Origin of the sequence: Microvirga pakistanensis (assembly GCF_004458765.1) — a bacterium.
Classification (GTDB): Bacteria; Pseudomonadota; Alphaproteobacteria; order Rhizobiales; family Beijerinckiaceae; genus Microvirga; species Microvirga pakistanensis.
In genome coordinates this window covers 1-22,723 of the sequence record NZ_SPJX01000156.1, presented here as the reverse complement: position 1 = coordinate 22,723, position 22,723 = coordinate 1, and the positions used below count along the sequence as shown (strand labels likewise).

The 22,723-nt window shown below is 63.9% G+C and carries 30 protein-coding genes and 1 tRNA gene; 15 read left to right on the top strand and 16 right to left on the bottom strand.

Annotated elements, in window-relative coordinates:
- Nucleotides 1-48 precede the first annotated feature (48 nt).
- Nucleotides 49-124: transfer RNA gene (locus E4K09_RS04835), tRNA-Lys, on the top strand.
- 463 nt (nt 125-587) lie between these two features.
- Here E4K09_RS04835 and E4K09_RS04830 read toward each other — a convergent pair.
- Nucleotides 588-2,132, bottom strand: a complete 1,545-nt coding sequence (locus tag E4K09_RS04830; protein ID WP_134495577.1) for a flavin-containing monooxygenase — start codon at nt 2,130-2,132, stop codon at nt 588-590.
- 137 nt (nt 2,133-2,269) lie between these two features.
- Here E4K09_RS04830 and E4K09_RS04825 point away from each other — a divergent pair, with 137 nt between their 5' ends.
- The 10 genes from E4K09_RS04825 (at nt 2,270) to E4K09_RS04785 (ending at nt 8,194) form a co-directional block, all read left to right on the top strand.
- A complete protein-coding gene (locus E4K09_RS04825; protein ID WP_244610365.1) occupies nt 2,270-2,740 on the top strand; it encodes a pyridoxamine 5'-phosphate oxidase family protein in 471 nt (156 codons plus the stop codon).
- Complete coding sequence (locus tag E4K09_RS04820) at nt 2,737-4,077, top strand: GAF domain-containing protein (RefSeq protein ID WP_134495575.1); 1,341 nt, start codon at nt 2,737-2,739, stop codon at nt 4,075-4,077. Before E4K09_RS04825 ends, E4K09_RS04820 begins: the two co-directional genes overlap by 4 nt.
- A gap of 178 nt (nt 4,078-4,255) precedes the next feature.
- A complete protein-coding gene (gene hpf / locus E4K09_RS04815; RefSeq protein WP_134495573.1) occupies nt 4,256-4,732 on the top strand; it encodes a ribosome hibernation-promoting factor, HPF/YfiA family in 477 nt (158 codons plus the stop codon).
- Nucleotides 4,733-4,921: 189 nt separating this feature from the next.
- Nucleotides 4,922-5,092 (top strand): hypothetical protein, encoded by a 171-nt coding sequence (locus E4K09_RS28825; RefSeq protein ID WP_166802159.1) that lies wholly within the window; start codon nt 4,922-4,924, stop codon nt 5,090-5,092.
- Between the two features lie 91 nt (nt 5,093-5,183).
- The gene (locus E4K09_RS04810; RefSeq protein ID WP_342211333.1) at nt 5,184-5,603 is read left to right on the top strand and encodes a hypothetical protein; all 420 of its coding nucleotides are present in this window, start codon (nt 5,184-5,186) and stop codon (nt 5,601-5,603) included.
- Between the two features lie 72 nt (nt 5,604-5,675).
- Complete coding sequence (locus E4K09_RS04805) at nt 5,676-6,137, top strand: Hsp20 family protein (RefSeq protein WP_134495571.1); 462 nt, start codon at nt 5,676-5,678, stop codon at nt 6,135-6,137.
- 231 nt (nt 6,138-6,368) lie between these two features.
- Nucleotides 6,369-6,677 (top strand): hypothetical protein, encoded by a 309-nt coding sequence (locus tag E4K09_RS04800; protein ID WP_204985686.1) that lies wholly within the window; start codon nt 6,369-6,371, stop codon nt 6,675-6,677.
- Nucleotides 6,678-6,692: 15 nt separating this feature from the next.
- Nucleotides 6,693-7,031 carry a hypothetical protein gene (locus E4K09_RS04795; protein WP_134495569.1) on the top strand — a complete coding sequence of 113 codons (339 nt, stop codon included), beginning with the start codon at nt 6,693-6,695 and terminating at the stop codon, nt 7,029-7,031.
- 213 nt (nt 7,032-7,244) lie between these two features.
- Entirely contained in the window at nt 7,245-7,598 is a 354-nt protein-coding gene (locus E4K09_RS04790; protein WP_134495567.1) for a hypothetical protein, read from the top strand.
- A 77-nt stretch (nt 7,599-7,675) separates the two neighbouring features.
- On the top strand, nt 7,676-8,194 hold the full coding sequence (locus tag E4K09_RS04785) for a DedA family protein (RefSeq protein ID WP_134495565.1): 519 nt from the start codon (nt 7,676-7,678) through the stop codon (nt 8,192-8,194).
- Nucleotides 8,195-8,504: 310 nt separating this feature from the next.
- On the opposite strand, the gene ftsH is transcribed toward E4K09_RS04785, so the two are convergent.
- The 8 genes from ftsH to E4K09_RS04745 form a co-directional block, all read right to left on the bottom strand.
- A complete protein-coding gene (ftsH, locus tag E4K09_RS04780) occupies nt 8,505-10,349 on the bottom strand; it encodes an ATP-dependent zinc metalloprotease FtsH (protein WP_134495563.1) in 1,845 nt (614 codons plus the stop codon).
- Between the two features lie 103 nt (nt 10,350-10,452).
- Complete coding sequence (locus E4K09_RS04775) at nt 10,453-10,797, bottom strand: mechanosensitive ion channel protein MscS (protein ID WP_166802158.1); 345 nt, start codon at nt 10,795-10,797, stop codon at nt 10,453-10,455.
- Between the two features lie 91 nt (nt 10,798-10,888).
- On the bottom strand, nt 10,889-11,257 hold the full coding sequence (locus E4K09_RS04770) for an SPW repeat protein (protein ID WP_134495559.1): 369 nt from the start codon (nt 11,255-11,257) through the stop codon (nt 10,889-10,891).
- Nucleotides 11,258-11,284: 27 nt separating this feature from the next.
- Nucleotides 11,285-11,626: a DNA-directed RNA polymerase subunit omega gene (gene rpoZ, locus E4K09_RS04765; protein ID WP_134495557.1), complete on the bottom strand. Its 342-nt coding sequence runs from the start codon at nt 11,624-11,626 to the stop codon at nt 11,285-11,287.
- A 9-nt stretch (nt 11,627-11,635) separates the two neighbouring features.
- Nucleotides 11,636-12,367 carry an NADH dehydrogenase ubiquinone Fe-S protein 4 gene (locus tag E4K09_RS04760; RefSeq protein WP_166802157.1) on the bottom strand — a complete coding sequence of 244 codons (732 nt, stop codon included), beginning with the start codon at nt 12,365-12,367 and terminating at the stop codon, nt 11,636-11,638.
- A 21-nt stretch (nt 12,368-12,388) separates the two neighbouring features.
- Nucleotides 12,389-12,766 carry a hypothetical protein gene (locus E4K09_RS04755; RefSeq protein WP_134495554.1) on the bottom strand — a complete coding sequence of 126 codons (378 nt, stop codon included), beginning with the start codon at nt 12,764-12,766 and terminating at the stop codon, nt 12,389-12,391.
- A gap of 73 nt (nt 12,767-12,839) precedes the next feature.
- The gene (locus E4K09_RS04750) at nt 12,840-13,361 is read right to left on the bottom strand and encodes an Hsp20/alpha crystallin family protein (protein WP_134495552.1); all 522 of its coding nucleotides are present in this window, start codon (nt 13,359-13,361) and stop codon (nt 12,840-12,842) included.
- A gap of 96 nt (nt 13,362-13,457) precedes the next feature.
- Nucleotides 13,458-13,961: an Hsp20 family protein gene (locus tag E4K09_RS04745; RefSeq protein WP_134495816.1), complete on the bottom strand. Its 504-nt coding sequence runs from the start codon at nt 13,959-13,961 to the stop codon at nt 13,458-13,460.
- Between the two features lie 247 nt (nt 13,962-14,208).
- Between E4K09_RS04745 and E4K09_RS04740 the strand changes: the two genes are divergently transcribed.
- Together E4K09_RS04740 and E4K09_RS04735 are read left to right on the top strand one after the other, a co-directional pair.
- Nucleotides 14,209-14,451, top strand: coding sequence for a hypothetical protein (locus E4K09_RS04740; RefSeq protein ID WP_134495550.1), 243 nt, complete (start codon nt 14,209-14,211; stop codon nt 14,449-14,451).
- A 34-nt stretch (nt 14,452-14,485) separates the two neighbouring features.
- Nucleotides 14,486-14,716 (top strand): hypothetical protein, encoded by a 231-nt coding sequence (locus tag E4K09_RS04735; protein WP_134495548.1) that lies wholly within the window; start codon nt 14,486-14,488, stop codon nt 14,714-14,716.
- Between the two features lie 351 nt (nt 14,717-15,067).
- Here the strand turns inward: E4K09_RS04735 and E4K09_RS04730 are convergent, their stop codons facing one another.
- From E4K09_RS04730 to E4K09_RS04700, 7 genes are all read right to left on the bottom strand, one after another.
- Entirely contained in the window at nt 15,068-15,382 is a 315-nt protein-coding gene (locus E4K09_RS04730; protein ID WP_193557250.1) for a DUF6522 family protein, read from the bottom strand.
- A 134-nt stretch (nt 15,383-15,516) separates the two neighbouring features.
- Nucleotides 15,517-17,154 (bottom strand): chaperonin GroEL, encoded by a 1,638-nt coding sequence (gene groL, locus E4K09_RS04725; protein WP_134495547.1) that lies wholly within the window; start codon nt 17,152-17,154, stop codon nt 15,517-15,519.
- Between the two features lie 57 nt (nt 17,155-17,211).
- Nucleotides 17,212-17,499, bottom strand: a complete 288-nt coding sequence (locus tag E4K09_RS04720) for a co-chaperone GroES (protein ID WP_134495545.1) — start codon at nt 17,497-17,499, stop codon at nt 17,212-17,214.
- A 231-nt stretch (nt 17,500-17,730) separates the two neighbouring features.
- On the bottom strand, nt 17,731-18,171 hold the full coding sequence (gene trxC / locus E4K09_RS04715; protein WP_134495543.1) for a thioredoxin TrxC: 441 nt from the start codon (nt 18,169-18,171) through the stop codon (nt 17,731-17,733).
- Between the two features lie 136 nt (nt 18,172-18,307).
- Complete coding sequence (locus E4K09_RS04710) at nt 18,308-18,946, bottom strand: MarC family protein (RefSeq protein ID WP_134495541.1); 639 nt, start codon at nt 18,944-18,946, stop codon at nt 18,308-18,310.
- 19 nt (nt 18,947-18,965) lie between these two features.
- Nucleotides 18,966-21,395, bottom strand: a complete 2,430-nt coding sequence (gene lon, locus E4K09_RS04705; RefSeq protein ID WP_134495539.1) for an endopeptidase La — start codon at nt 21,393-21,395, stop codon at nt 18,966-18,968.
- Nucleotides 21,396-21,405: 10 nt separating this feature from the next.
- Nucleotides 21,406-21,807 (bottom strand): Hsp20/alpha crystallin family protein, encoded by a 402-nt coding sequence (locus E4K09_RS04700; protein ID WP_244610364.1) that lies wholly within the window; start codon nt 21,805-21,807, stop codon nt 21,406-21,408.
- 280 nt (nt 21,808-22,087) lie between these two features.
- On the opposite strand from E4K09_RS04700, the gene E4K09_RS04695 reads away from it, so the two are divergent.
- The gene (locus E4K09_RS04695) at nt 22,088-22,354 is read left to right on the top strand and encodes a hypothetical protein (RefSeq protein ID WP_134495537.1); all 267 of its coding nucleotides are present in this window, start codon (nt 22,088-22,090) and stop codon (nt 22,352-22,354) included.
- Between the two features lie 240 nt (nt 22,355-22,594).
- Nucleotides 22,595-22,723: Clp protease N-terminal domain-containing protein (locus E4K09_RS30980; RefSeq protein WP_134500125.1), on the top strand; the 129-nt coding region annotated here is incomplete at its 3' end.

Genomic DNA, 22,723 nt, shown 5'->3' with positions numbered 1-22,723 from the left:
TTCGATTGACCCATCCCCAAAGAGCCCCTATTTCGGGCTCACCTCTGGGAGCGCGTAGCTCAGCCGGTAGAGCATCTGACTTTTAATCAGAGGGTCCTGGGTTCGAGTCCCAGCGCGCTCACCACTTCAAACCCTTAACCGGCAAGGGTTTTATAAATTTCAGGTAACTCCGGGCGTTGTCTGGAGTTTCTTTAGGGTAACGTAGAGGGTAACAGCAGACGAACTTCGCGCAGCTCGCGCCGGCCTGACTCAGTTTAGGTCAGGCAGCCGAACGTCCGCATTCCGGTAATAGGCTGACCTTTATACGGCCACGCTTTAAGGCTGAGTTTGACCGATGCTGTTGAAAAACTCCTAGGGCTACTTCGTCGGCCTATTGCTAGCGTCAGTGTGCCAGATCAGTCCCGTCATCTTGTATGCTGACCACGCACAAAGCGGCGGTTGCGGACTTTTTCAACAGCATCGACCCGGTGTAAAGCTTCATCATAGGTGCAAGGCGTTCCATAGCTGAGGTCGAATTTGACCAAGTTCCAGACAAGCAAGGTGGGGCGATACGCAGCCGCGCACCCGGCAACGCATCGCCCCGTCTATCAGGCCGCCTGTGACGTGTCGGTCCTCGTGACCAGATCTCTCAGCCCGCGTTCTTCATCATTCATCTCTGGCGAGCGGATCGCCCCAAAACAGGCGGCTGCAGCCGCCGTCAGTGCCGGCGCATCCTCAAGGCTGTCCGGTCCTTGCAGGCGAAAGGACACCGGCGAGAGGGGCCCAAACAGCAGCGTCCGCTCCAGATCCGGCCAGCGGCCGAGGTCCGGCTCCACGCCGGCATTGCGGGCAAAGAGCAGCGCCAGAACCTGCATCGGAATGCTCTGAGGGCCGCCGCATTGAGCGCGGCTCCGGGCCAGGCCGGCCGCCAGGGCTTCGCGGCTTGGTGCCGGGATGACACCTGCCCAGGTGTAGGCGATCCAGCGCCCCTGGAGTTCGAGCACCGGAAAGAGCGGCCCGACCTGATCGTACAGGCCTACAAAGGCAAGTCCTTCGAGGTCCGGATGGAAGGTATGGTCGCACAGCTCGATATGGGTGGGGTCGAGCCCGAGCGTTGCCGCCACCTCTGGCGCAAGGAAGGGCAACGACAGGCGGTAGCCGGTGCCGAACAGGATCGCGTCGAACTCGCCCTGGCTTCTATCAGCAAAGCCGACAGAGCGTTCATTGATCGCCTCAATCCAGGGACGGACCGCAATGCGGCCCTCAGCCACGAGCGGGAGGAAGTTCTGCGACTGCGTGATCCCGGCTGCGAAGATGTTCTCGTCGGGCGTCATCGCGCCGAACTGATCGGGCGACCCGGCCACACGCAGGACCGTCGCTTTCAGGCCGGCTGCAACATCGTCAGGCGGCAGAATTTCGCCTGCGAGCCCCGCCGCTCGTGTGAACATGACGTGGTCCGTCGGCACCCCGGCCAACAGCTTGGGCAGGACATAGCGCTGCCGCCGGTAGCAGACGGTCACGCTGCGGGCGCCGGACAGGGCTATGTCGGAGGCGATTTCCAGCGCACTAATCGAGCAGCCAGCGACCAGCACATCCTTGCAGCGGTAAGCTCGGCTACCATCGTACTGGCTGGTGTGGGTCACCCCAAGCGCCCCAGTAAAGCCGTTGAGCCCCGGCACCGTAGAAACCTCGGGCGCGACATAGCGGCCGGATGCCACCACCACACGGGCGAAGCGCTCGGTCCGGACCTCTGCGCCCCGGCGCCAATGGAGGAGCCATCCACCACCGTCGGCTTGTTCAAGCTGCTCGACCCGAGTCTGGCAGCGGATACGCGGTGCAAGCCCGAAGTGCTCGGCATAACGCTCCAGATAGGCGTGCATGTCTTCCCGGCTGGGGTAGACGGGTGTGCCCTCCGGATGGTCGAGATCCGAAAAGCGCGTCATGACGCGGCTGGTGTTCGTGCGCATGCCGCGCCAGGTGCCGCTCATGGGCGAGGCGGCGTTCCACTGGCCGCCGGGGCGGTCCGCTGCCTCGAATAGAACGGGCTCGAAGCCATGGCTCGCCAGCCAGCGCGCGGTTGCCAGACCGGCGGGTCCAGCGCCGATGATGGCAACAGCGTTGGGAGGCATTTTTTGGAAGGCGAGATCAGTCATCGTGAGCTCCTTTCATGAGAGCCCATGGAATAGGCCGATCTGCGATCCGCGTTTCCTAAATGCTTCCTAAGCGCCCGGTGCCGGTTTCCTAAAAGATCGCTAAGCCGCTATGCTCCACCAGTCGGAGACTTTGACGCGTGCTCATCAACCAAGACCTCGCAGCCTTCATGGCCAGCCCGGTGATGATCATTCTGGGCACCCGCGATGGTGCGCTCGTACCCGAGATCGCGCGCGCCGTTGGAGCCGTCGTCCACAGGGAGGAAGGCTGTGTCGATCTGGCGGTCTCGGAGTGGCAATGGTCAAAGACAGTGGCGAATGGGCGAGCCAATGGCCAGCTTGCCGTCACCTTTGCCCGGCCTTCGGACTATGTGTCCTACCAGGTGAAGGGGCACGCCACAGTGGCCTCGGCCACAGCCGAACACGTCGCTCTAGCACGGCGCTATATCGAAAGCATGGCGTCAACTCTGGGTGAGCTCGGTCTGGAGCGGCGGGTCGTGGCACCCTGGCTCGTTGAGCGGGACTTGGTCACCTTGTGCTTGTCGGTGCAGGAGATCTTCGTGCAGACACCAGGCGCCAAGGCAGGCCAACTTATCGAGCAGTTCCCATGACGATCCGGCTTCGCGACCTCGCCGCCTGCTTCGAGGGCGTAATTCCCTCCATCATCGCCACCGCAGCACCCGATGGCATGCCGAACATCTCCTACCTGTCGCATGTCGTGCTGGTTGATGACGAGCGGGTGGCCTTATCGAACCAGTTCCTCTCCAAGACGGCCACGAACGTGCGGGCCAATCCCGCCGCTGCCGTGCTGCTCGTCGATCCTCGGGATGGCGGGCAATACCGGCTGGACGTGATGTTCGAGCAGACCCTGGACAGCGGCGAACTCTTTGAGGAGATGGCCATCCAGCTCAGGGCGACCAGCACCCAGGTGGGCATGGGCGAGGTGATGCGGCTGCGTGGTGTCGACATCTATCGGGTGAGGGGGGGGCAGGCTGTCCCGTCGCCCACGCCAAGTCAGGAGGTTTCCTCTCGGGAAGCGGGGCTTCAGCTCATGGCGGCTGCTGCAGTCGCCCGCAGGGTTTCTGAGGCGAGTGATGTTGGCACCATTGTCGATGCTGTTCTGGATGGGCTCCGCGAGGCGTTCAGCTTCAGGCATGCCATGCTGTTGCTGAAGGAATCGGCTGGCGAGCGGCTCGTCACCGTTGGCAGTCGCGGGTACGAACGGAGCGGCATCGGCTCGGAGGTGCTGGTGGGCGAGGGCATCATCGGGACGGCTGCCTCGGAACGGCGTCCTGTGCGGGTCAGCGACATGAGCCGGATCCGGCGCTTCAGCTCTGCGGTTCATGCCTCGTCGGACGAAGAGAACCGCACGCGAACTATTGCCCTGCCAGGGATGCCGGATGCCATGAGCCAGGTCGCGCTGCCGATGATCGCGCATGGCGTCTTGCGTGGTGTGTTGTTCCTGGAGAGTTCCCAGCGGCTTGCCTTCACCAGGGAGGACGAAGCGGCACTCGCGGTCGTCGCGCTGCAAGCGGCGGCAGCCCTCGCGCTTGCCGAGGCCGAAATCCTGGAAGGACCGTCGAGTGTCCCAGTCGTCGCAGATCAGTCTGTCCTGACCGGGCGGGGCTTCCGCGTTGTCCACTATGCGTATGATGACAGCATCTTCATCGACAATGAGTACCTGATCAAAGGGGTGCCTGGGCGGCTCTTGATGCACCTGCTTCGTATCCATCAGCGGGAAGGGCGCACGGAGTTCACCAACCGCGAGATCCGGCTCTCGGAGGACCTGCGCCTGCCGGACATCAAGGACAATCTCGAAACACGACTGCTCCTTCTCCGACGTCGGCTTGAGGAGAAGGCTGCCCCTGTCCAGTTGCTACGAACGAGCCGCGGCAGGATCCGGTTGGAGGTAGCCGGACGGGCAGTCTTGGAAGAGGCCACCAGCTAAACTGGAAGGTGATGGCAAGCCGATTCGTTAGAACCGGGTGGGCTTGAGATCCATTTATTCAGCCCCGCAACAGCACCGCTTATGAAGTGTGCAACGTGATCCGTCCGGTATTGACCAGCTGAAACTTGGGGAAGCTGCAAGCGTTTTTCGCACGAACCTTCATCTTACGGAGGAACGAATGAAGCTGAAAAGTGTGGATCGGACCATCCTGGTGCAAAGCTCGAATGTAGATCTTGGCGATGTACTCCCACAGTACGCCAGAACGAGCATCCTGCAGGTGGCGGGGAAATACTTCGGCCGATTGAACACCGCGACCGTACACTTCTCCAGGGAGGGCCTCATGTACCGCTGCACGGTCAACATGCAGATGGGCGCCCTGAAGATGAGGAGTGGTGAGGCACAGGACAAAGACTGCTATACCGCGTTCAGAACCGCTCTCGAAAAGGTGGCGAAACAGCTTCGACGCGCCAAGCGCGCGTTGCGTGAGGACAAGGCCGAGCGTGTCGACAAGGACATCATCCTGCGTGAGCCAGTACGGCTCCGCCGCAAAGCCGCTCGTAAGTCTCCCGAGATTCAAGCCGTGGTCGACCTCAATGATTACCGGGCGCCAAGGGGGGTTGAGCGCGTAAGGCCCAATCTCGTTGCTGCAGAGTGAGCCGGCCAGGCATGGCCTCATTCGCGCGGATCACATGGCTCCAGCGGAGGAGGTGCATGCCGCCTCCTCTCGGTTTTCAGCTTGGGCACCCCGCACCAACCGCTCTCTGTTGGGGCACCGGAACGGGGCCCTTCGGACCATTCACAAACGAACTGAACCGGATTGGCTAAGGAGGTTTAGCGGAGCACGATGAACGGCGGGTTCTCGCAATATCTTGAAAAGGTCGCGCGACAGCTCCCTGAGGAAGCGGGCAAGCTGATCAAAGGCGACCTGAACCTGGCACTGCTCGACTGGTACACAGATGGCGTCCCGGCCGAGGAAGCCGCCGCGCGGATCAGGCGGTCGGCGGGCTGGGCGTGACCGGGTTTGAGTAGTTCGTCCACGGCAGGCTGTGGTATCGTTTCTTCGGTTCAAATCAGACGGGAGATCGACAGCATTCTCGGAGGCTAAGATGCAGCGCACCTTTGTCCCTGATGAGGCTTTGACGTCAACCCACTCAATCCTGCTCGATCAAGCCAGCCGGCACTCTGAACGGTCGACTAGTGGGGCAGAATCCCTAGGAACTTCCCAAATTCGGTATAACCTGTTCCGGAACTGGCACGAGCCGGAGCTCTACTGTGCCGTGCCGGAGGATCGGCCTGCGCCTGCTTTTCTCCAGTCCGCCCGGTGGCAGGTTGCCGGTCAGATGGACGAGAGCGGTACAACGCCCCTGGGCTTCGACCGGGAGGCGGCCAAGATCGCAATCCGCCTCAACGGGTTTTATCTGTTCGTGGCATTCAGTCCGCTTCGGAAGTTGCGCTCGGATGGCCTGCTGGCCGCTCTTGAAAACCGGAAAAGCCACTCTCTACATCAACCAAGCCAAGGCTTTTGACGAGCTTGGCGGATCGGGCGCCGGTGGTGTCCGGCGCTCTTGTGGTTACGTTGCTCCAGGGAGGATGTAGCTATGAGAACAGCATTTGATTTCTCTCCTCTGTATCGCTCCACGGTCGGCTTCGACCGGCTGTTCGACCTGATCGATCAGACAGCCCGCCTGGAACAGGCCCCTGGCTGGCCGCCTTACAACGTCGAGAAGATAGGCGACGACCAGTACCGCATCACGATGGCGGTGGCCGGGTTCTCACCTGACGAGATCGAGATCACCCAGAAAGAGAACGTGCTGCTTGTGGCAGGCCACAAGCATCCGGAGCAGGAGAACGGACAGTTCCTGCATCGCGGCATCGCCACGCGCGCCTTCAAGCAGAGCTTCAGCCTGGCTGATTACGTGAAGGTGCGGGAGGCGAAGCTCGAGAACGGCTTGCTGATGATCGCTCTGGTGCGTGAAGTGCCGGAGGAGATGAAGCCCCGTCGCATCGAGATTGCGACCGGGGGCGGCCCCAAGCCCATTATGCGCGATAAGGCAGCCTAAAAGGTTGATCAGGGGTGAGGTCGACGCTGGTGAACGATTGGCGCCGGCCTCATCCGCTTGGCGCGAGCTGAACAGATGAGAAGGATGACGCCATGAACATGCGCGATCTCATTCCCTGGGGTCGCCAGCAGCAGCCCGGACGCGACCAAGCATTAGTCGCATGATAGCTGGGTTCAGGCGGGCTTGACGGCTGCCTGAGCCCAACCCTTTGCTCAATGGAGGAAGGAAACCATGGACCAAGTGACCGTTCACCTGCGCACCACTCAGGATCCGCCAGCATCGTCCCCTACATTGAAAGCCCGCAGGGGCGAGGGAGCATCTGAGGGAAAGCCCTCTCCAATCCAGGACCCATTCGGCCTTGTGGCGCATCCAGTCTTGGACCCCAGTGCGAAACGGGCGATCCTCGCCTCGTGGGCTTCGGATGCTTGTGCGGTGGAGAGCCTGCCGAACGGGCGCAAGCTGCCGGAGACCGGTGCTCTCGTGCCGCTGGACGACATCCTCGACGCCCTGCGGGCGCTCGATAGCGACGCGCTCCACTAAGAGGAGGAGGGTGTCATGGCGACGCTCAACCCTCACGGCTGGCCGCGCCTGCCGGACTGGCTTGATCCGCATGAGCACCGCCGCAGCCCGGGGGAGATCAACCAAGAGGCGCTCGGGCGCTGCTGCATTGCAGTGGCATTCTGTCTGTGCTTTGCTGCCCTCGCACCTCCGGACGTGATGCCGTTCGCGTTCGCCGGTCTGCTGTTCCTGGCCGGGATTGCGTCTATTAGCCTTGCTGTAGTGCGGGGTGACCGACCGCTGGCATCGCACCTGACCGCCTGGGACGAGGCGGCGCTTTTGTTCACCGGAAGCCTCGGGCTACGCCTCTGGCTCGGGCCCTTCCCAGTCAATTGAGGTCCTCAAGCTGATCATCGATCAACTTGCATTTGGAGGAGTGCAATGGAGCAGCAGACGATTGGGACCGGACAAAACCGATTTCCGCTGCCTTTTCTAACCAGGGAGCAGTCTTGGCTCACGAGAGGAGGGCAGGGCGGCTCCGGGAATCCAACTGGCGTCTTGCATCGGCCGACCCGCGAGCGGGCGGCAGGTGCAAACCCTGCAGGAATTGTGCGGTGGGCATCGCGGCTGCGCGACTGCTCCAGCCGTCACGATGCTCCCCTCCTGCCGGATCTCGACCGGGCCTTCGTCAACCCGGCGTCCGTCTTCGACACGCCTCATGCCATTGTGCGCCATCCGCTTCTGACGATTGACTGCAAGCGGGAGATCTTGCAGCGCTGGGTTTGGGACGAGTATCTCCTCGACTTGGCCGATGCCGAGGGCATGCCGGAAGGTGCGCCCTCGCGGCTGGACGAGGTCAAGGCGGCCTTGAGGCTGGTCAACCAGGAGCGCAGCCCCGACCCGGCAGCGCCCGCAGCTTTCATCGTTCCTTACCGCTGGGATGAGATCGCTCTTGCGGCTTAGGGCAGGAGGACCTTGGATAGGAATGGTCTGTCCCCTTTGACGGGCTCCAAAGCTCAAGTGAGTTTGGGCGGCACTCTATGGACTTTGAGGCGATCCAGACCAGCATTGTTGCGTTCGTGCGGCAGAACCAATCATGGGCGCCGTACATTGTCGCCGGGCTGGCGTTCGGCGAGTCGGTCACCTTCCTGTCGCTCTTCGTGCTAGCCACCGTGATCCTGATCGCGATCAGCACCCTCATTGGGGTAGCCGACCTGGAGTTCTGGCCGCTCTGGCTTGGTGCGGTCATTTGGGCAGCCACAGGCGACGTGGTGTCTTATGCGCTCGGTCGGCGCTATAAGACGTCCATCTACAGGGTGTGGCCGCTCTCGACCCACCCGCAGCTCGTGGATAAGGGTGAGCGCTTCTTCTGCCGCCATGGCCTCTGGGGCGTGTTCATCGGCCGCTTCTTCGGTCCAGGGCGTGCAGTGGTGCCTCTGGTCGCGGGCGCCTTCGGAATGCAGCTGCCGCTGTTCATGATGGTGAACCTAGCCTCGGCCTTCCTCTGGGCGTTCGCGCTTCTCGCTCCGGGAGCGGGGCTGTCGGAGTATCTGGGGTGATGACCTAACATCCCGCCGCAGTGAATCGAGAGTTCCTAGAGCGCACGATCGGCACTCAGAATGGCAGCAACGCTGGCTATAATCTCACGGCCTGTGGTAGCGGTTCCGGTCACCTCGCCTAATTCGGATACACTGACGGTCGAGATGATGCCGCTCCCCGGTAAGTAGACATGGCCAAACGCCTCGCTACCCTCTATCAGCTCCCGGCCATTGATGAGCTCAATCGGCTCGCAGAGCGGTCTTATCTGCTCCTACTTCCTGGCAGGCCGGCAAGGATGCGGTTATTCGGTGTCGATGCCCGCATGGCGAGCTATTCCGCTGCGAATCCGATGCACGTGGAACCGGCAGGCCTGACCAGCTGAGCGAGTTCTGCCTCGTCCAGGGTTTCCTTTTCCAGGAGGCGCCGCGCCGTCCTTTCCAGCGCGTCGCGGCGCTCTTCGAGAAGCCTGACCGCCCGCTCCATGGCGGCCTGAACAATGGTCCGCACTTCTGTGTCAACAGCAGCCGCCGTTTCGTCGGCATAGTCGCGCTCCTGCGGCGGCAGCAGGTCTTGCCCGGCCAGGAACGTGCGCCGATCCCTCTCCAGCGCCACATGACCGAGCCGCTCCGACATGCCGTACTTCGTGACCATGCTGCGGGCGATATCGGTCACACGGGCCAGGTCGTCGGCGGCGCCGGTGGACAGGTGACCGAACACGATCAGCTCCGCAGCCCGGCCACCGAGCAGCACCGCCATCTTGTTCTCCAGCTCCTCGCGGGTCATCAGGAAACGATCCTCGGTCGGCCGCTGGATCGTGTAGCCCAGCGCCCCGACACCGCGAGGAATGATCGAGACCTTGTGCACCGGATCGACGCCGGGCAGCGCCATGGCGACGAGCGCGTGCCCCATCTCGTGGTAGGCCACAACCTCGCGCTCCTTCGGGTTCAGCAGCCGGTTGCGCTTTTCAAGGCCGGCGACGATGCGCTCGACAGCATTGTTGAAGTCGGCCATCGTCACCGCATCGGCCCCGCGGCGGGTGGCAAGCAGGGCCGCCTCGTTGACGAGGTTGGCCAGATCCGCGCCCGTGAAGCCGGGCGTGAACGCCGCCACCTTCTCGGCGTCAACGTCGGGCGCCAGCTTCGCCTTGCGCATGTGCACCTGCAGGATCTGGACGCGGCCCTTCTTGTCCGGTCGGTCCACCAGTACCTGGCGGTCGAAGCGCCCGGCGCGCAGCAGGGCGGGATCCAGGATCTCGGGCCGGTTGGTGGCTGCGAGGAGAACTAGGCCCGTGCGGGAGTCAAAACCATCGAGTTCGACGAGGAGCTGGTTGAGTGTCTGCTCCTTCTCGTCGTGCCCACCCGCATAGGGTACGACGCCGCGGGCACGGCCAAGGGCATCGAGCTCGTCGATGAAGATGATGGCAGGCGCCTTCTCGCGGGCTTGGCTAAAGAGGTCGCGCACCCGGGCGGCGCCCACGCCGACGAACATCTCGACGAACTCGGAGCCGGAGATGGAGAAGAACGGCACCTTAGCCTCCCCCGCCACCGCTTTGGCGAGCAAGGTCTTGCCTGTACCTGGAGGGCCAACCAAGAGCACGCCTTTCGGCATGCGCCCGCCGAGCCGGCCGTATTCGTGCGGGTTCCTGAGGAACTCCACAATCTCGCGCAACTCGTCTTTGGCCTCGTCAACACCGGCCACATCCTCGAAGCGCACACCCGTATCAGCCTCGACATAAATCTTGGCCTTGCTCTTCCCGATCTGCATCAGCCCACCGCCGAGACCAGCCCCGTCGGCAAAGCGCTTGGCCAGATAGGTCCACAACCCGAAAAAGACGAGGACGGGCAGAACCCACGAAAGGATTTCGCGCAACAGCGTGCTCTCGATCTGTCCCGTGTAGATGACGCCGTACTGCTCTAGTTCCTGAGCGAAGTCCGGATCGACACGGGTGGTGGCGAACCTGGTCTGGCCACTTGGAAGCGGCTCCTTCAGCCTGCCTTGGATGAAGCGGTCAGAGATGCCGATCTCGGCCACCTTGCCGCCTCGTAGAAGCTCCTGAAACTGGCTGTACGGGATCGGCGCAATCTGTTGCGCCGCGCCAAGGAAATACTGAATAACGAGAACACCGAAGAATGCGGCGACCCAGTACCAGGTGTTGAAGCGGGTCTGCTTCGTCATTGTTGCACCTCCCGTCGTAATCCTCCGTTTTCAATTTCCTGCAGTCACCGCAGACAGCGATGAGAAGGGGCCCGCAGCACGCGGGTCCCTCCCGATGCTCAGGTTAGTGGCAAACTGTTCTGCGATGGACCTGCCAACCCCAGCCCGGCACCCATTCACGCCAGCTGTCGGTCACGCAGGTTCGCCCCACAGGAGGACCGGCGTAGACTGGATAAGGGGCTGCGACATACGCCGGTCCCGGCACGGCATAGTGCGGGCGTGCACCGGCCGCGAGCGCGCTTCCAAGAGCGAACCCGGTCAGGGCGCCGACGGCTGCGGCAGGACCGGGATGCCAGCCCGCATGATGGTGCCAGGGGCCATGGCGCCAATGCGCTGAAGCGGCAGTGGGCATCGCGACTGTCGAGATGAGGGACAGAGCGACGAAGGCAGCTTTGATGAGACGCTTCATCATCAATCCTCCATTGCGCGTGTCAAATGCGAGCACGAACGGACCAGGTCGGAGAGGCCGGAGAGCCAGAACGCTCTCCGAGCCGTGCACCCTATCGTGCCAGGTTCTCCGGCTTGTTGTGGATCATCCACAGTTCAAGGGCGGCGAGTGCCGCAATCGCGAGGCCTGCGCCCAGGTGGCACGCCATCGCGGCTGTCACACCCGAGAAGCCCAGCACCCACGGGGCGACGGCGGCCCACAGGCCCAGGGCGAGGCTGGCCCAGCCTTCCCACTCGCGCGGCTCGATGAGCCCCGTCAGAGCAATCATGATCGCGAGAACGCCGATCAGGCCGGCGCTCCACATCGCCGTCTGCTCGCCCGAGAAGCCGAACAACCAAGGCGAGGCGACAAGGAAAGCGCCGCCCAGCGCTGTGATGATGTTGATCGCAGTGAGTTCACTCCAGTGTTTCAGGCTCTTCATCGTTGACCTCCTTCGTTGAAGCTAGCGTCAGTGATAAGTCACCTGTGCAGGTGCACCTCCATCAGACGATCCAGTGGTATCGGCGATGGGGGAGTTCGGGGCAGGCACCCCGGAGGGTCGCCTGCGGAAGTCGAGGGAGTCGGATCCGCCTACCGTGAAGCGTTCGATCAGTTCCTGGCGCAGCACGTCAGGATCGATCCGCCGCGCCGCGATCTCGCGTAGAGCGAGCACCGTGGGCTTTTCGTCGCCGGGGCCGACTTGGGGCTCGGCCCCGTTCCAGAGGTCGTGCGCCCGCAGGGCGGCGAGAAGGGCCAGTTCGAACCGGTTCGGCACGACCTGTTCGCAGTCTCTCGTGGTAATGCGAGCCATTGGATCCTCCTATGCTGCAGACCTGCCTTGTGGCGGGGTGTTCAGGGATAGGAGGACCTGGGTCCGTTCGAGCTGATCCAGCGTCATCAGCGCGGATTTGACTTCGTCGTACCGGGACGGCTGGCTAGACGCCGGGGACTCGTTGGCCTCCACCTCCAGCAGCCATTCGTCCCACGCCCAGCGACGGAGGATCTCACGCTTGTCGTCGATCGAAAGGCTCGGGTCGTGGACCACCTCCGACGGCGCGGCGAAGACGCTGGCCGGATCCACGAGAGCCCGGTCCAGGTCGGGCCGGCGTCCGACGGACGCGACGCCATACTGGGCATCCATCCAGGCCAGCGCGGCGGCCGTCATGTAGAGGTCTTCCGCCTCGCGCCGTTGCGCCTCCTTGCGACGGCGCTCGCGCTCGGAGCGGGTGGCGGCTAGGGGTTCGCCCTCGACGCGGTACGCCAGACCTTCGCGCTCGGCATACGCAATCGCCTCCTCTTTCGAGCTGAATCTGAGTTCGACCTGCGTCAGGGTATCGTCGTCGGCCGTCCAGCCCATGAGCGGCTCAATGGTCTGGGGCAGGCGCCGCTCGAAGCGCAGGATCCATTGGCCCGTTCCAGCCCTGCCGGATGTCGTGACCGGCTGCGCGCGGCGGAAGATCAGCGCCTGCGCATCCTGCGGCCAGGGCTGACCCGGGATCACGCAGGAAACCGGCGGCTGATTGTGACCAGTTCCGACGGGACGTTCGTTCATGGCACCCTCCATCATGTCTGCCTAATGCGGAAGGGACCGCCGAGCCCGCTTTCGGTTCCCGCGAATAGCCTGGACTGCGCTGAGGTATTCCCCGGCGGCCGGTGGATCGAACAGCGCGAGCGCCTCGATGACAGCATCGATGCGGGACTTCACCTGCAGCTCGGGCATGACCCGGCCGGCGACCTGCTCGATCACGAGCTCGTCACGCGCCCAGGACAGCAGGATGGTCCGCTTCTCCTCGTCGCTGAACCAGGGATGGTCCACGACCTCCTGCGGGCTGGCAAAGATGTTCACCGGATCAACCAGCGCCTCCACGAATGAACGCTCGGAGGCGCCTGGCGACTTGACCTGAGAGATGGGAGCGGGGTTGGTATCGGGTTTGGTCTCAACTGTTTCCATGATCATCCTCCCTCAACGAGCGAAGGATGGCGCGGGGCAGCCGCACAGGCCTGCCCCGCGCCGCGTCAGGTGGTTAGTGCTTGGCTCCTTTGGCTTTCCCGTTGACCGGGATGCGCTTGGCCTTCTCCTGCGCCTTGGCGGATTTGGGCAGGGTGACGGTGAGCACGCCGTTGTTGAACGACGCCTCGACCGTGTCGTCCTCGACCGCGAAGGGCAGGGGGATCACACGCTCGAAGCGGCCGTAGTAGCGCTCGCTGAAGCGGCGCTCCTTGTCCTCGGTCTCGGCCTTCTTTTCGCCGCGGATGGTCAGGACATCCTCGTCGACGAGGACCTCGATGTCCTTCTCATCCATGCCCGGCAGTTCGGCCGAAATGCGAACGTCCTTGTCGGTCTCAACCGCCTCTATGTTCGGCCAGCCCGGCATGCGCCCGAGAAGCGAGGGCATTCCGGGCTCAAACCGGTTGAACATGTCATCGAACAGACGGTTCATCTCGCGGTGGAGAGTCATGAAGGGGCTTATCTCTTCACCACGCAAGGTGCTGGGGACCATCGAGCGTTCACTGCGGCCCCAGGGAATGAGATCACGCATGTTCATCATCTCCTCCTGTTGTCAGTTTGCTGCGGGCAGGCGCGAACATCTGGAGCCGGGCTGTTCACCCGGCACCATCGCGCTCGAAACAAGCGCGTCTGCCTACGCGGCTTTGCTCTTCTTTTGCGGTTCGTGCTCGATCTGCTGAGGCTGGTTGTCCTGAGCGAGCGCTTTCGTGCCGATACCGGAGGCAATTTCGATCCGGCGCGGCTTGAGCTCCTCGGGAACCTCGCGCTTCAGCTCGATCGTCAGCAGGCCGTTCTCGAGGGCAGCCCCCGTGACCTTCACGTGGTCAGCCAGATTGAAGGTCTGCTTGAAGGCGCGGGTGGCGATGCCGCGGTGGAGAACCTGCACGCCCTCGGGCTCAGGATGCTTCTGGCCATTCACGAACAACGTGTTTTCCTGCTGAACAAGCTCGATCTCGTCGGGCGAGAAGCCGGCGACCGCCATGGTGATGCGATACTGGTCATCGCCCGCCTTCTCGATGTTGTAGGGCGGCCAGTTGGTCATCGGCTCAACCCGGCTGACCTGATCGAGCATATCGATCAGTCGATCAAAGCCGACCGTCGAGCGGAAAAGGGGAGAGAGATCGAAAGTTGTTCTCATAGCTACATCCTCCATTGAGCAACGTAACCATAAGAGCGCCGGACACCCGCCGGCGCCCGAGGTGCCAAGCTTTTGAAAAGCCTCGGCAATCATCGAGGTAGGAACGCCCCTCCGGCTTGTCAAGAGCCGCCACGACGACCGTGGCGCAAATTGACAGCCGTCGTTTCCGGAGCCGATCGGGTGGGTCTTGATGATGGGCGCGCTGATCCCACATCGAAGCCGGTTCCCGTCACACAGGAGATCGCACATGACCGAGAGGCTGACGCGAGACGAGGTGATGGCGCTCACCGGGCGCTCGGACGACCGGGTGGTGACCGACATCCTCACCATGGGAGCAAGCCGGGCCGAACTGGCCGAGGCTCGGGCGTGGCTTGAGAACGACGAAGCCATGCTGAACGCGGGCAGGCCCATCCCCGCAGGGCGCATCGCACGCTTGGTCGAGATGCTTCAAGCTGATGACGAGGACATGCCCGTAGTTCCAAGGCTCTGAGGATCGGTTTTCGATCAGCAAGAAGGTTTCTGCCATGACGACCGGATACTTCTTCGTCAAGCTGCGCGGCGCCGACGATGTCTCCGGGCTTATTCTTCCGGATATCGGCGACCGCAACGCCCTGCTCCGCAAAGGAGCCGAGCTTCTCTCCCATCTCCACGCGGCGCCGGTGCGCCCGGACGAGATCGAACTCGTGCCGTATTTCCCGCCGCAAACGGAGACGGCTCTGGTCCGCCAACCCCATCAGCAGATTGGGCTGGTGTGAATGCAATCTGCAGGCCGGGTGCCGTTGGGCTCCCAGCCTGCAGGAACTGTCATAAGGCGCCGAAACGCGTTTCTGCACACAGCGACAATCGTCTGCATTGGGTTCTCCGGAACCAACCGAGGGGGATCTTTGTTGCTTTTACGTAGGCTTCCGGATTGGTGCGAGGTCCGCTCGGGTGGCACTGGTCCCCCAGGACGTTTTCCTTAGCAGATCTGTACCGGGGTCTACGTGGCACGAACCGGGCTCTCCCGATTGAGTGCCCGAAGCCCAGAGTGCAACGCTCTGGGCTTTGTTATGAGCACTGTCGGCAGGTGCGCGCGAACCCTATCCCAGGGCAGCGACGCCATGAGATCAAGATCCCGGCTGGCGGGGCTTCTGCGGTGCCAGAGCGGATTGCCGCTCGCGCTTCCAACCGACCGCCTGCTCCCCCGTTTCCTCTTGGACGACGCAGCCTCGCGCGTCGACGATTGCACGCCAGACTGCTCCGCCGCAACGGGCCGTCAGCCGGTGCAATCCTGCATCGTCACCGTGGCCCGCCTCGACCAGACTGGTCACGAGACCCAGCTTCATGCGCCGGCGCAGTTCGTCGGCGGATAGATAAAGCTTCGTGGCGAGCTCATCGGGATCCAGCACGTAGTCGCCGCAAATGTCACGCTCGATGCGCATCGAACAACCTCCTCTCGAGCCCTCCACCAAACAGGCTGACATCGGGAGATCGCTTCCGTCTCGTCCGCACGCGTGAGCGACGGGAAGATGTCCAGGTTTGATCCTGGACATCGATCGTGCCACCTCGCGCCCGCTTAGAAGTCCATGCCGCCCATCCCGCCGGCCGGCATGGCGGGAGCGGCCTCCTTCTTCGGCAGCTCGGCGACCATAGCTTCGGTGGTGACGAGCAGGCCAGCCACGGAGGCAGCATCCTGCAGAGCGGTGCGGACGACCTTCGCCGGATCGACGATACCGGCCTGGAGCAAATCGACGAACTCCTCCGCCTGGGCATCAAACCCGAAGGTCTCGGATTGGGCGTTGTCGGTGACCTTGCCGACCACGATGGAGCCCTCGACACCGGCGTTCTCGGCGATCTGACGGATCGGGGCCTCAAGGGCGCGCAGCACGATGTTGATGCCAGCCTTCACGTCCGGGTTGTCACTGGTGAGCTTGGCGACCGCAGCCTTGGCGCGCAGCAGTGCCGTGCCGCCGCCGGGAACGATGCCTTCTTCCACCGCAGCGCGGGTGGCGTGCATGGCGTCGTCGACGCGGTCCTTCTTCTCCTTCACCTCGACCTCGGTCGCGCCGCCGACGCGGATCACCGCGACGCCGCCCGCGAGCTTGGCGAGGCGCTCCTGGAGCTTCTCGCGGTCGTAGTCCGAGGTGGTCTCCTCAATCTGCGCCTTGATCTGGCCGACACGAGCCTCGATGTCCTGCTTCTTGCCGGCGCCGTCGATGATCGTGGTGTTCTCTTTCTCGACGCGGACGCGCTTGGCGCGGCCGAGCATGTCGAGAGTGACATTCTCGAGCTTGATGCCAAGATCTTCGGAGATCACTTGACCGGCGGTGACGACGGCGATGTCCTCGAGCATGGCCTTGCGGCGGTCGCCGAAGCCAGGCGCCTTGACGGCGGCAACCTTCAGGCCGCCCCGCAGCTTGTTGACCACCAGGGTAGCGAGAGCCTCGCCTTCGATGTCTTCCGCCACAATCAGCAGCGGCTTGCCGGTCTGCACCACGGCCTCAAGGATCGGCAGCATGGATTGCAGGTTCGAGAGCTTCTTCTCGTGGATGAGGATGTAGGGATCCTCCAGCTCCGCGATCATCTTCTCGGCATTGGTGACGAAGTACGGCGAGAGGTAGCCGCGGTCGAACTGCATGCCCTCGACCACGTCGAGCTCGGTCTCGGCGGTCTTTGCTTCCTCGACGGTGATCACGCCCTCGTTGCCGACCCGTTGCATCGCCTCCGCCAGCATGCGGCCAATCTCGGCATCGCCATTGGCCGAGATCGTGCCGATCTGGGCGATTTCGTCCGAGGACTGGATCTTCTTGGCGCGGGACTGAATGTCTCCGATAGCCTCAGCGACGGCCAGATCGATGCCGCGCTTGAGGTCCATCGGGTTCATGCCGGCGGCAACCGCCTTGGCGCCCTCACGCACGATGGCCTGGGCGAGAACGGTCGCGGTGGTGGTGCCGTCACCCGCCACAGTGCTGGTTTTGCTCGCCACTTCGCGCACCATCTGGGCGCCCATGTTCTCGAACTTGTCGGAAAGTTCGATTTCCTTGGCGACGGTGACGCCGTCCTTGGTGATGCGCGGAGCGCCGAAGGACTTCTCGATCACCACGTTGCGGCCCTTGGGACCTAGCGTGACCTTCACCGCATCGGCGAGGATGTCGACGCCGCGCAACATCTTCTCGCGCGCTTCAGATGAGAATTTGACCTCTTTCGCTGCCATTGGACACACCTCCTGATCAGATGAGATGGCACTGACGTGGGGTCTGGGGACGACTTGCTACTCCAGGATGCCCATGATGTCGGACTCCTTCATGATGAGGAGATCCTCGCCGCCAACACGCACCTCGGTGCCGGACCACTTGCCGAACAGCACGCGGTCGCCGGCCTTCACGTCGAGGGGCTGGACCTTGCCGCTCTCATCGCGGGCGCCCGGGCCGACGGCGATGACCTCGCCCTGCTGCGGCTTCTCCTTGGCAGTGTCGGGGATGATGATGCCACCGGCCGTGCGCTCCTCCGGCTCAATCCGGCGGACGACGATCCGGTCGTGCAAGGGACGGAACTTCATGGAACGACCCTCCTGTCGTGCGCTTCACGCTGAACTGCTAAGCTTGGCACTCTTGATGCACAAGTGCCAGATTGTTATCGACGTAGTAAAGCTCCTGTTGCGGACAAGGGGCCGCAACGGCTCAAATCGAGAAAAAATCTGGCCCGACAATCGCGCGTGGTGAAGCCCCGTCTCCAACGACAGCCAAGGCCCTCCACCCGGCGGTCGGAAGCTCGTCTAGGGTACGGGCCCTTAGTGTCTGCTCGCCTCTGCGATCCAGCGGCGAAGGGCAGTCGGATCCATCATGCCGGCCTGCCGTGATACCACCTGTCCGTTCCTGAACACGAACAGTGCAGGAATTCCTTGGATCCCGAGCTCTGATGCGAGACCGGGGTCCGCGTCGACGTTGACCTTGACGAAGCGGGCGGCGGGCTCGAACTCCCGAGCGGCTTGCTCGAAGACGGGCGCCATGGCGCGGCAGGGCCCGCACCACGGCGCCCAGAAGTCCACCATGACGGGAATGTCGTTGCGGGCGACGTGGCGCTTGAACCGCTCGCCGCCGAGTTCGATCGGCTTGCCGGGAAAGAGGCTCGCACCGCACTGGCCGCACTTGGCCATCTGACCTGGCTTCGCGCGGGGGAGCCGATTGGTCCTGTCACAGGCAGGACAGACGATGTGGAACGTGTCGGACATCGTGCAATCTCCAGCTGATGTTCACGCACCCGGCAATGTAGGTGCGGCCTTGGCATGGTGCAGGCACCTCGCCGGCGATGGCGCCTCGCCTGCGCCGCAAGTCGCTCGGCCCTTCCAGGAGCGCACAGGAAGCCTCCTAGGGAGACGCAGGCCCGAACAGGTCCGCCTCCCTAAGGCCGTCAAGGACGAACTGCACCGCGACGGCCGCCAACAACACCCCTGAAACGCGCGCGACGACGTTGGTGCCCGTCACGCCGAGCAGGCGTCCGAGCGGATCCACAAGGATGAGCGCCAGATAGGTGGCTCCAAGGCACGCCGCCAGCATGGCCAGGACTGTAGCCTGCGCTAGCTCCGTCCCGGCCTGCCCCATCAGGAGGACAATGGCGGTCATGCTGCCCGGTCCGGCGATCAGCGGGATGGCGAGCGGGAACACGGCGATGTCGCCGGGCCGTTGGGCTTCATGTTCCTCGCTCGCCGTGATCGACGACAGTCCGGTCGGATGCGCGAACACGAGATCAATGGCGAGAAGCAGGAGCAGAACCCCGCCGGCGATGCGGAAGGCGGCCAGGGAGACGTGCAGGAAGTCGAGCAGCCGGTTTCCTAAGAGCGCGAAGAGCAGCAGCACCAGCCCGGCGACCACGACCGCCTGCCATGCCAGCCGCCGCCGCTCGGGACGGTGGATGCCAGCGGTGAGCACTCCAAACACGGCAGCCGTCTCGACGGGGCCGATCGTAACGAACAGGAGCACGAACGCGGATACGGCGGTCTCCAGCATCGGTCGAACGGGGCACCTGTCACGCGGCTTGCGTGCCGCTCTCGGACGTCCGCGCCGGCTCGCCTTCCAGGGCGGCCGCCAGTGCATCGTCGACCCGCTCCAGCCACACGAACTCGAGCCGCGAGCGCGCTTCCTCTGGGATGTCCTCGAAATCCCGGCGGTTGCGGGCCGGCAGCATCACGCGGGTGAGGCCCGCCCGTGCGGCCGCCGTGACCTTCTCCTTGATCCCGCCTACGGGCAGCACGAGCCCTCTCAGGCTGATCTCGCCCGTCATGGCCGTGTCACTTCGAACCGTCCGGTCGGAAAGGAGCGAGACGAGAGCCGTGAACATCGCCACGCCGGCGCTCGGACCGTCCTTCGGTGTGGCTCCGGCCGGAACGTGGACGTGAATGTCGTTCTTCTCGAACATCTCAGGGGCGATGCCGAGCGCGCCGGCCTTGGCTTTGACCAAGCTCAAGGCCGCCTGGGCGCTCTCGCGCATGACATCGCCGAGCTGCCCGGTGAGGATCAGCCCGCCCTTGCCCGGCGCCCGGCTGGCCTCGATGAACAGGATGTCGCCGCCCACGGGCGTCCAGGCCAGGCCGGTGGCCACGCCCGGCACGCTGGTGCGCATGGCCACCTCGTCTTCGAACCGCGCCGGACCTAGGATCGCCGCAAGATCGTCGGCATCGATGGCCACATGCTCCGTGCTGCCCTCGGCAATCCGCACGGCGGCGTGCCGCAGCGCCCGGCCGATCTCGCGCTCCAGGTTCCGGACGCCGGCTTCGCGGGTGTAATCCCGGATGATCCGGCGCAGGGCCTCGTCGCTGATCTCGGCCTGCTCGGGCTTGAGCCCGTTCGCCTCCAGCTGGCGCCGGACCAGATAGCGCTGGGCGATCTGCAGCTTCTCGTCCTCGGTGTAGCCGGCGAGCGTGATGATCTCCATCCGGTCGCGTAATGGGCCGGGGATGGTGTCGAGCATGTTGGCGGTGGCGATGAACACCACGCGGGAGAGGTCGAAGGGAACGCCCAGGTAGTTGTCGCGGAACGTGGCGTTCTGCTCCGGATCGAGCACCTCCAGCATGGCGGCCGAGGGGTCGCCCTGGATGCCGCGGCCCATCTTGTCGATCTCGTCGAGCATCATCACGCAGTCGCGGGCGCCGGCTTTCTTGATCGCCTGGATGATGTTGCCGGGCAGGGCACCCACATAGGTCCGCCGGTGGCCGCGGATCTCGGCCTCGTCGTGCACGCCGCCGAGGCTGACCCGCACGAAGGGACGCCCCATGGCGCGGGCGATCGACTGTCCGAGCGAGGTCTTGCCGACGCCGGGCGGGCCGGCAAAGCACAGGATCGGGGCCTTGCCGTTCGGCGCGAGCTTGCGCACGGCAAGGTACTCGATGATGCGCTGCTTGATCTTTTCCAGCCCGAAGTGGTCCTCGTCCAAGATGCGGCGGGCCTGTGCGATATCGATGGGCTTCTCCTCGGGCAGATCCCAGGGCAGCTCGACGAGCCAGTCGAGGTAGGTCCGGATCATCGCCGCCTCGGTGGCTCCCTCGGGCATGCGCTCATAGCGGCGAAGTTCCTTACGGGCCTGCTCCTCGACCTCCGGCGGCATGTTGGCCTTGGCGATCTTCTCCGTGAGCTCCTGGACCTCCTGAGCGCGCCCGTCGCCTTCACCGAGCTGGCGCTGGATCGCCGCCATCTGCTCGCGCAGAACCGCCTCGCGCTGGCGCTCGTCCAAGGCAGCCTTGGTCTGTCGGCCGATCTCGTGCGTCAGGCGCAGGACCTCGATCCGCTGGGCCAGCAGGCGGGACACCTTGTCCATCCGGGGCAGGAGGTCGAGCGTCTCCAGGATCTCCTGCTTCTCCTCGGGCTTGATGTCCATGTAGGTCGCCGCAAGGTCGGCGAGCTGAGCCGGCGAAGTCGCCCCCTGCACGGCCGCGACCAGCTCCTGCGGAGCCTGCGGGAGGAGCTGCAGGGCCTCGATCGCCTGGCTCTGCAGATGAAGGAAGCGGGCTTCGATCTCGGGACCCTGGGCTTCGGGCTCCGGCAGGTGGAGCACACGCGCTGCTAGGAACGGCTTGTCGTTCACGAAGTCCAGGATGCGGATCCGCTGGACGCCCTGGCAGATGATATGGTGCGTTCCGTCCGGAGCCGTCATGTAGCGGACGATGTTGGCGAGCGTCCCAACGCCATGCATGTCGGCGGGGCCGGGTTCCGCGATATGGGCGTCGCGCTGCATCAGGATGCCAATGGGGCGCTCCTCCCGCACAGCCTGCTGGGCGGCGGCGATCGAAGCCGGCCGCCCGATCACGATCGGCGCGATCATGCCCGGAAACAGCACGGTATTGCGCACCGGTACGATGATGGTCGCGTCCGGCGGCAGCGGAACCGGGGTGAACTCCTCCTGAGACTCCGGTGAATGGTTGTTCGGCTGGTTTGGACCGTTGGCGAGTCCGAACAGGATCATGGCGCAACCCCTAGATTTCCTTCTCGAGGCTGAAAACGAGACAGCCGTTGCGCGCGAAGCGCCGTACAGCGCTGTAGCGCCCGGGTGGCAGCGGAATGCGTCGTTCGAATTGGCCTTGCGGCAGTTCGAGGCGGTGGATCCGGGCGGTACGCAGTTCCGGCGGCAGGACGCGCCGCCCAGCCACCCGCAAGGCTCCTTCCTGGATGCCAGCCTCGACCTGGTCGGGCTCAACACCTGGCAGGGCGATCAGGATGAGGACCTCCCGCTCGGTTTCGATCATATCGAGAGGAGGCTCCCACGCCGGCGCCCGGGCCTGCGGGCGTTGGAGCTGGAATAGCTGCCGGTGCATCCGCTCGGCCCGCGCCAGGGCGTCGATTGCTTCCGAGAGCATCCAGTTTGCCGGATCACGCATCATGCGCCTCCACCGAACGGCTAGGTGTTGGTAAGCCTGACTGTTTTCAAGACATGCCGCAGACATCCCGGTCTGCGGGTGGCCTCTTACAATGCGCACAAGTCCCTGTTGTTTCTTGATCGGTCACGTCGCCTGACCACATCAAGCGCAGCGGCGTATGCCGGAAGCGGCTTTCCTTCCACTGGCCGGCGCAGTCGGACCCACAACCCCAAGGCGGCCCATGCCCGCGCGTCAAAGGCCGTGACCTTCGGCGGCGCCGACTCAATGAGAGGAGACGACCATGCCTGTCAACGATCCTGAACGTGAGATCCGCGATGCGGTTGAGGAAGCGAGCCTTGAATCGTTCCCGGCCAGCGATCCTCCAGCTTGGGTGCCGGTGCGCACCGGTCCGGTCGATATCGCAAGCCTCCTCCGCGGCAACACCGAGGTCAGTGCCGTATGGAACGAAGCGCTTGAGGAGGCGGCGCGGATCACGGACCAAGCCGGGGCGCCAGAGCTGTCCGGGCAGATCCGGGACATGAAGCGCCTGGAGGCGGGGAGCGCCTGACGCTTCTGGCGCCATCGGAGCGGAGGTTGGTGCCGGCAGAGCCCTTGTAGCCCGCTCGACCAAGTCGCCGGCGCTTCAAAGGGTCGAACTGGTCTTGCAAAAAATCAGCGCCAAGACCAGATCGTGGGCGCTGGCGGCTCCTTCGAGCGCCAGCGTCCTTCGTTGGCCCGATCGGCAAAAGGACATCTTCCTCGGTTCAAGCGCGCCTCTAAGAGGGCGTAAGGTCTGATGGAGGTACAGATGAATTTCGAGAAATATACCGAGCGCGCCCGGGGTTTCGTCCAGGCCGCGCAAAATCTGGCCATGCGGGAAGGACACCCGCAGCTCTCCCCCGGCCATGTCCTCAAGGTTCTGCTGGATGATCCTGAA

Excerpts from the sequence above, each read along its gene's own strand:
- E4K09_RS04820 (WP_134495575.1), top strand. The coding sequence starts at position 2,737 with ATGACGATCCGGCTTCGCGACCTCGCCGCCTGCTTCGAGGGCGTAATT.
- E4K09_RS04785 (WP_134495565.1), top strand. The coding sequence starts at position 7,676 with ATGGACTTTGAGGCGATCCAGACCAGCATTGTTGCGTTCGTGCGGCAG.
- E4K09_RS04770 (WP_134495559.1), bottom strand. The coding sequence starts at position 11,257 with ATGAAGAGCCTGAAACACTGGAGTGAACTCACTGCGATCAACATCATC.
- hpf (WP_134495573.1), top strand. The coding sequence starts at position 4,256 with ATGAAGCTGAAAAGTGTGGATCGGACCATCCTGGTGCAAAGCTCGAAT.
- E4K09_RS04735 (WP_134495548.1), top strand. The coding sequence starts at position 14,486 with ATGACGACCGGATACTTCTTCGTCAAGCTGCGCGGCGCCGACGATGTC.
- E4K09_RS04760 (WP_166802157.1), bottom strand. The coding sequence starts at position 12,367 with ATGAACGAACGTCCCGTCGGAACTGGTCACAATCAGCCGCCGGTTTCC.
- E4K09_RS04810 (WP_342211333.1), top strand. The coding sequence starts at position 5,184 with ATGCAGCGCACCTTTGTCCCTGATGAGGCTTTGACGTCAACCCACTCA.
- E4K09_RS04710 (WP_134495541.1), bottom strand. The coding sequence starts at position 18,946 with ATGCTGGAGACCGCCGTATCCGCGTTCGTGCTCCTGTTCGTTACGATC.
- E4K09_RS04795 (WP_134495569.1), top strand. The coding sequence starts at position 6,693 with ATGGCGACGCTCAACCCTCACGGCTGGCCGCGCCTGCCGGACTGGCTT.
- E4K09_RS04720 (WP_134495545.1), bottom strand. The coding sequence starts at position 17,499 with ATGAAGTTCCGTCCCTTGCACGACCGGATCGTCGTCCGCCGGATTGAG.
- lon (WP_134495539.1), bottom strand. The coding sequence starts at position 21,395 with ATGATCCTGTTCGGACTCGCCAACGGTCCAAACCAGCCGAACAACCAT.
- E4K09_RS04805 (WP_134495571.1), top strand. The coding sequence starts at position 5,676 with ATGAGAACAGCATTTGATTTCTCTCCTCTGTATCGCTCCACGGTCGGC.
- E4K09_RS04700 (WP_244610364.1), bottom strand. The coding sequence starts at position 21,807 with ATGCGTGATCCGGCAAACTGGATGCTCTCGGAAGCAATCGACGCCCTG.
- E4K09_RS04695 (WP_134495537.1), top strand. The coding sequence starts at position 22,088 with ATGCCTGTCAACGATCCTGAACGTGAGATCCGCGATGCGGTTGAGGAA.
- E4K09_RS04730 (WP_193557250.1), bottom strand. The coding sequence starts at position 15,382 with ATGCGCATCGAGCGTGACATTTGCGGCGACTACGTGCTGGATCCCGAT.
- groL (WP_134495547.1), bottom strand. The coding sequence starts at position 17,154 with ATGGCAGCGAAAGAGGTCAAATTCTCATCTGAAGCGCGCGAGAAGATG.
- trxC (WP_134495543.1), bottom strand. The coding sequence starts at position 18,171 with ATGTCCGACACGTTCCACATCGTCTGTCCTGCCTGTGACAGGACCAAT.
- E4K09_RS04830 (WP_134495577.1), bottom strand. The coding sequence starts at position 2,132 with ATGACTGATCTCGCCTTCCAAAAAATGCCTCCCAACGCTGTTGCCATC.
- E4K09_RS04740 (WP_134495550.1), top strand. The coding sequence starts at position 14,209 with ATGACCGAGAGGCTGACGCGAGACGAGGTGATGGCGCTCACCGGGCGC.
- E4K09_RS28825 (WP_166802159.1), top strand. The coding sequence starts at position 4,922 with ATGAACGGCGGGTTCTCGCAATATCTTGAAAAGGTCGCGCGACAGCTC.
- ftsH (WP_134495563.1), bottom strand. The coding sequence starts at position 10,349 with ATGACGAAGCAGACCCGCTTCAACACCTGGTACTGGGTCGCCGCATTC.
- E4K09_RS04775 (WP_166802158.1), bottom strand. The coding sequence starts at position 10,797 with ATGAAGCGTCTCATCAAAGCTGCCTTCGTCGCTCTGTCCCTCATCTCG.
- rpoZ (WP_134495557.1), bottom strand. The coding sequence starts at position 11,626 with ATGGCTCGCATTACCACGAGAGACTGCGAACAGGTCGTGCCGAACCGG.
- E4K09_RS04800 (WP_204985686.1), top strand. The coding sequence starts at position 6,369 with ATGGACCAAGTGACCGTTCACCTGCGCACCACTCAGGATCCGCCAGCA.
- E4K09_RS04745 (WP_134495816.1), bottom strand. The coding sequence starts at position 13,961 with ATGAGAACAACTTTCGATCTCTCTCCCCTTTTCCGCTCGACGGTCGGC.
- E4K09_RS04750 (WP_134495552.1), bottom strand. The coding sequence starts at position 13,361 with ATGAACATGCGTGATCTCATTCCCTGGGGCCGCAGTGAACGCTCGATG.
- E4K09_RS04755 (WP_134495554.1), bottom strand. The coding sequence starts at position 12,766 with ATGGAAACAGTTGAGACCAAACCCGATACCAACCCCGCTCCCATCTCT.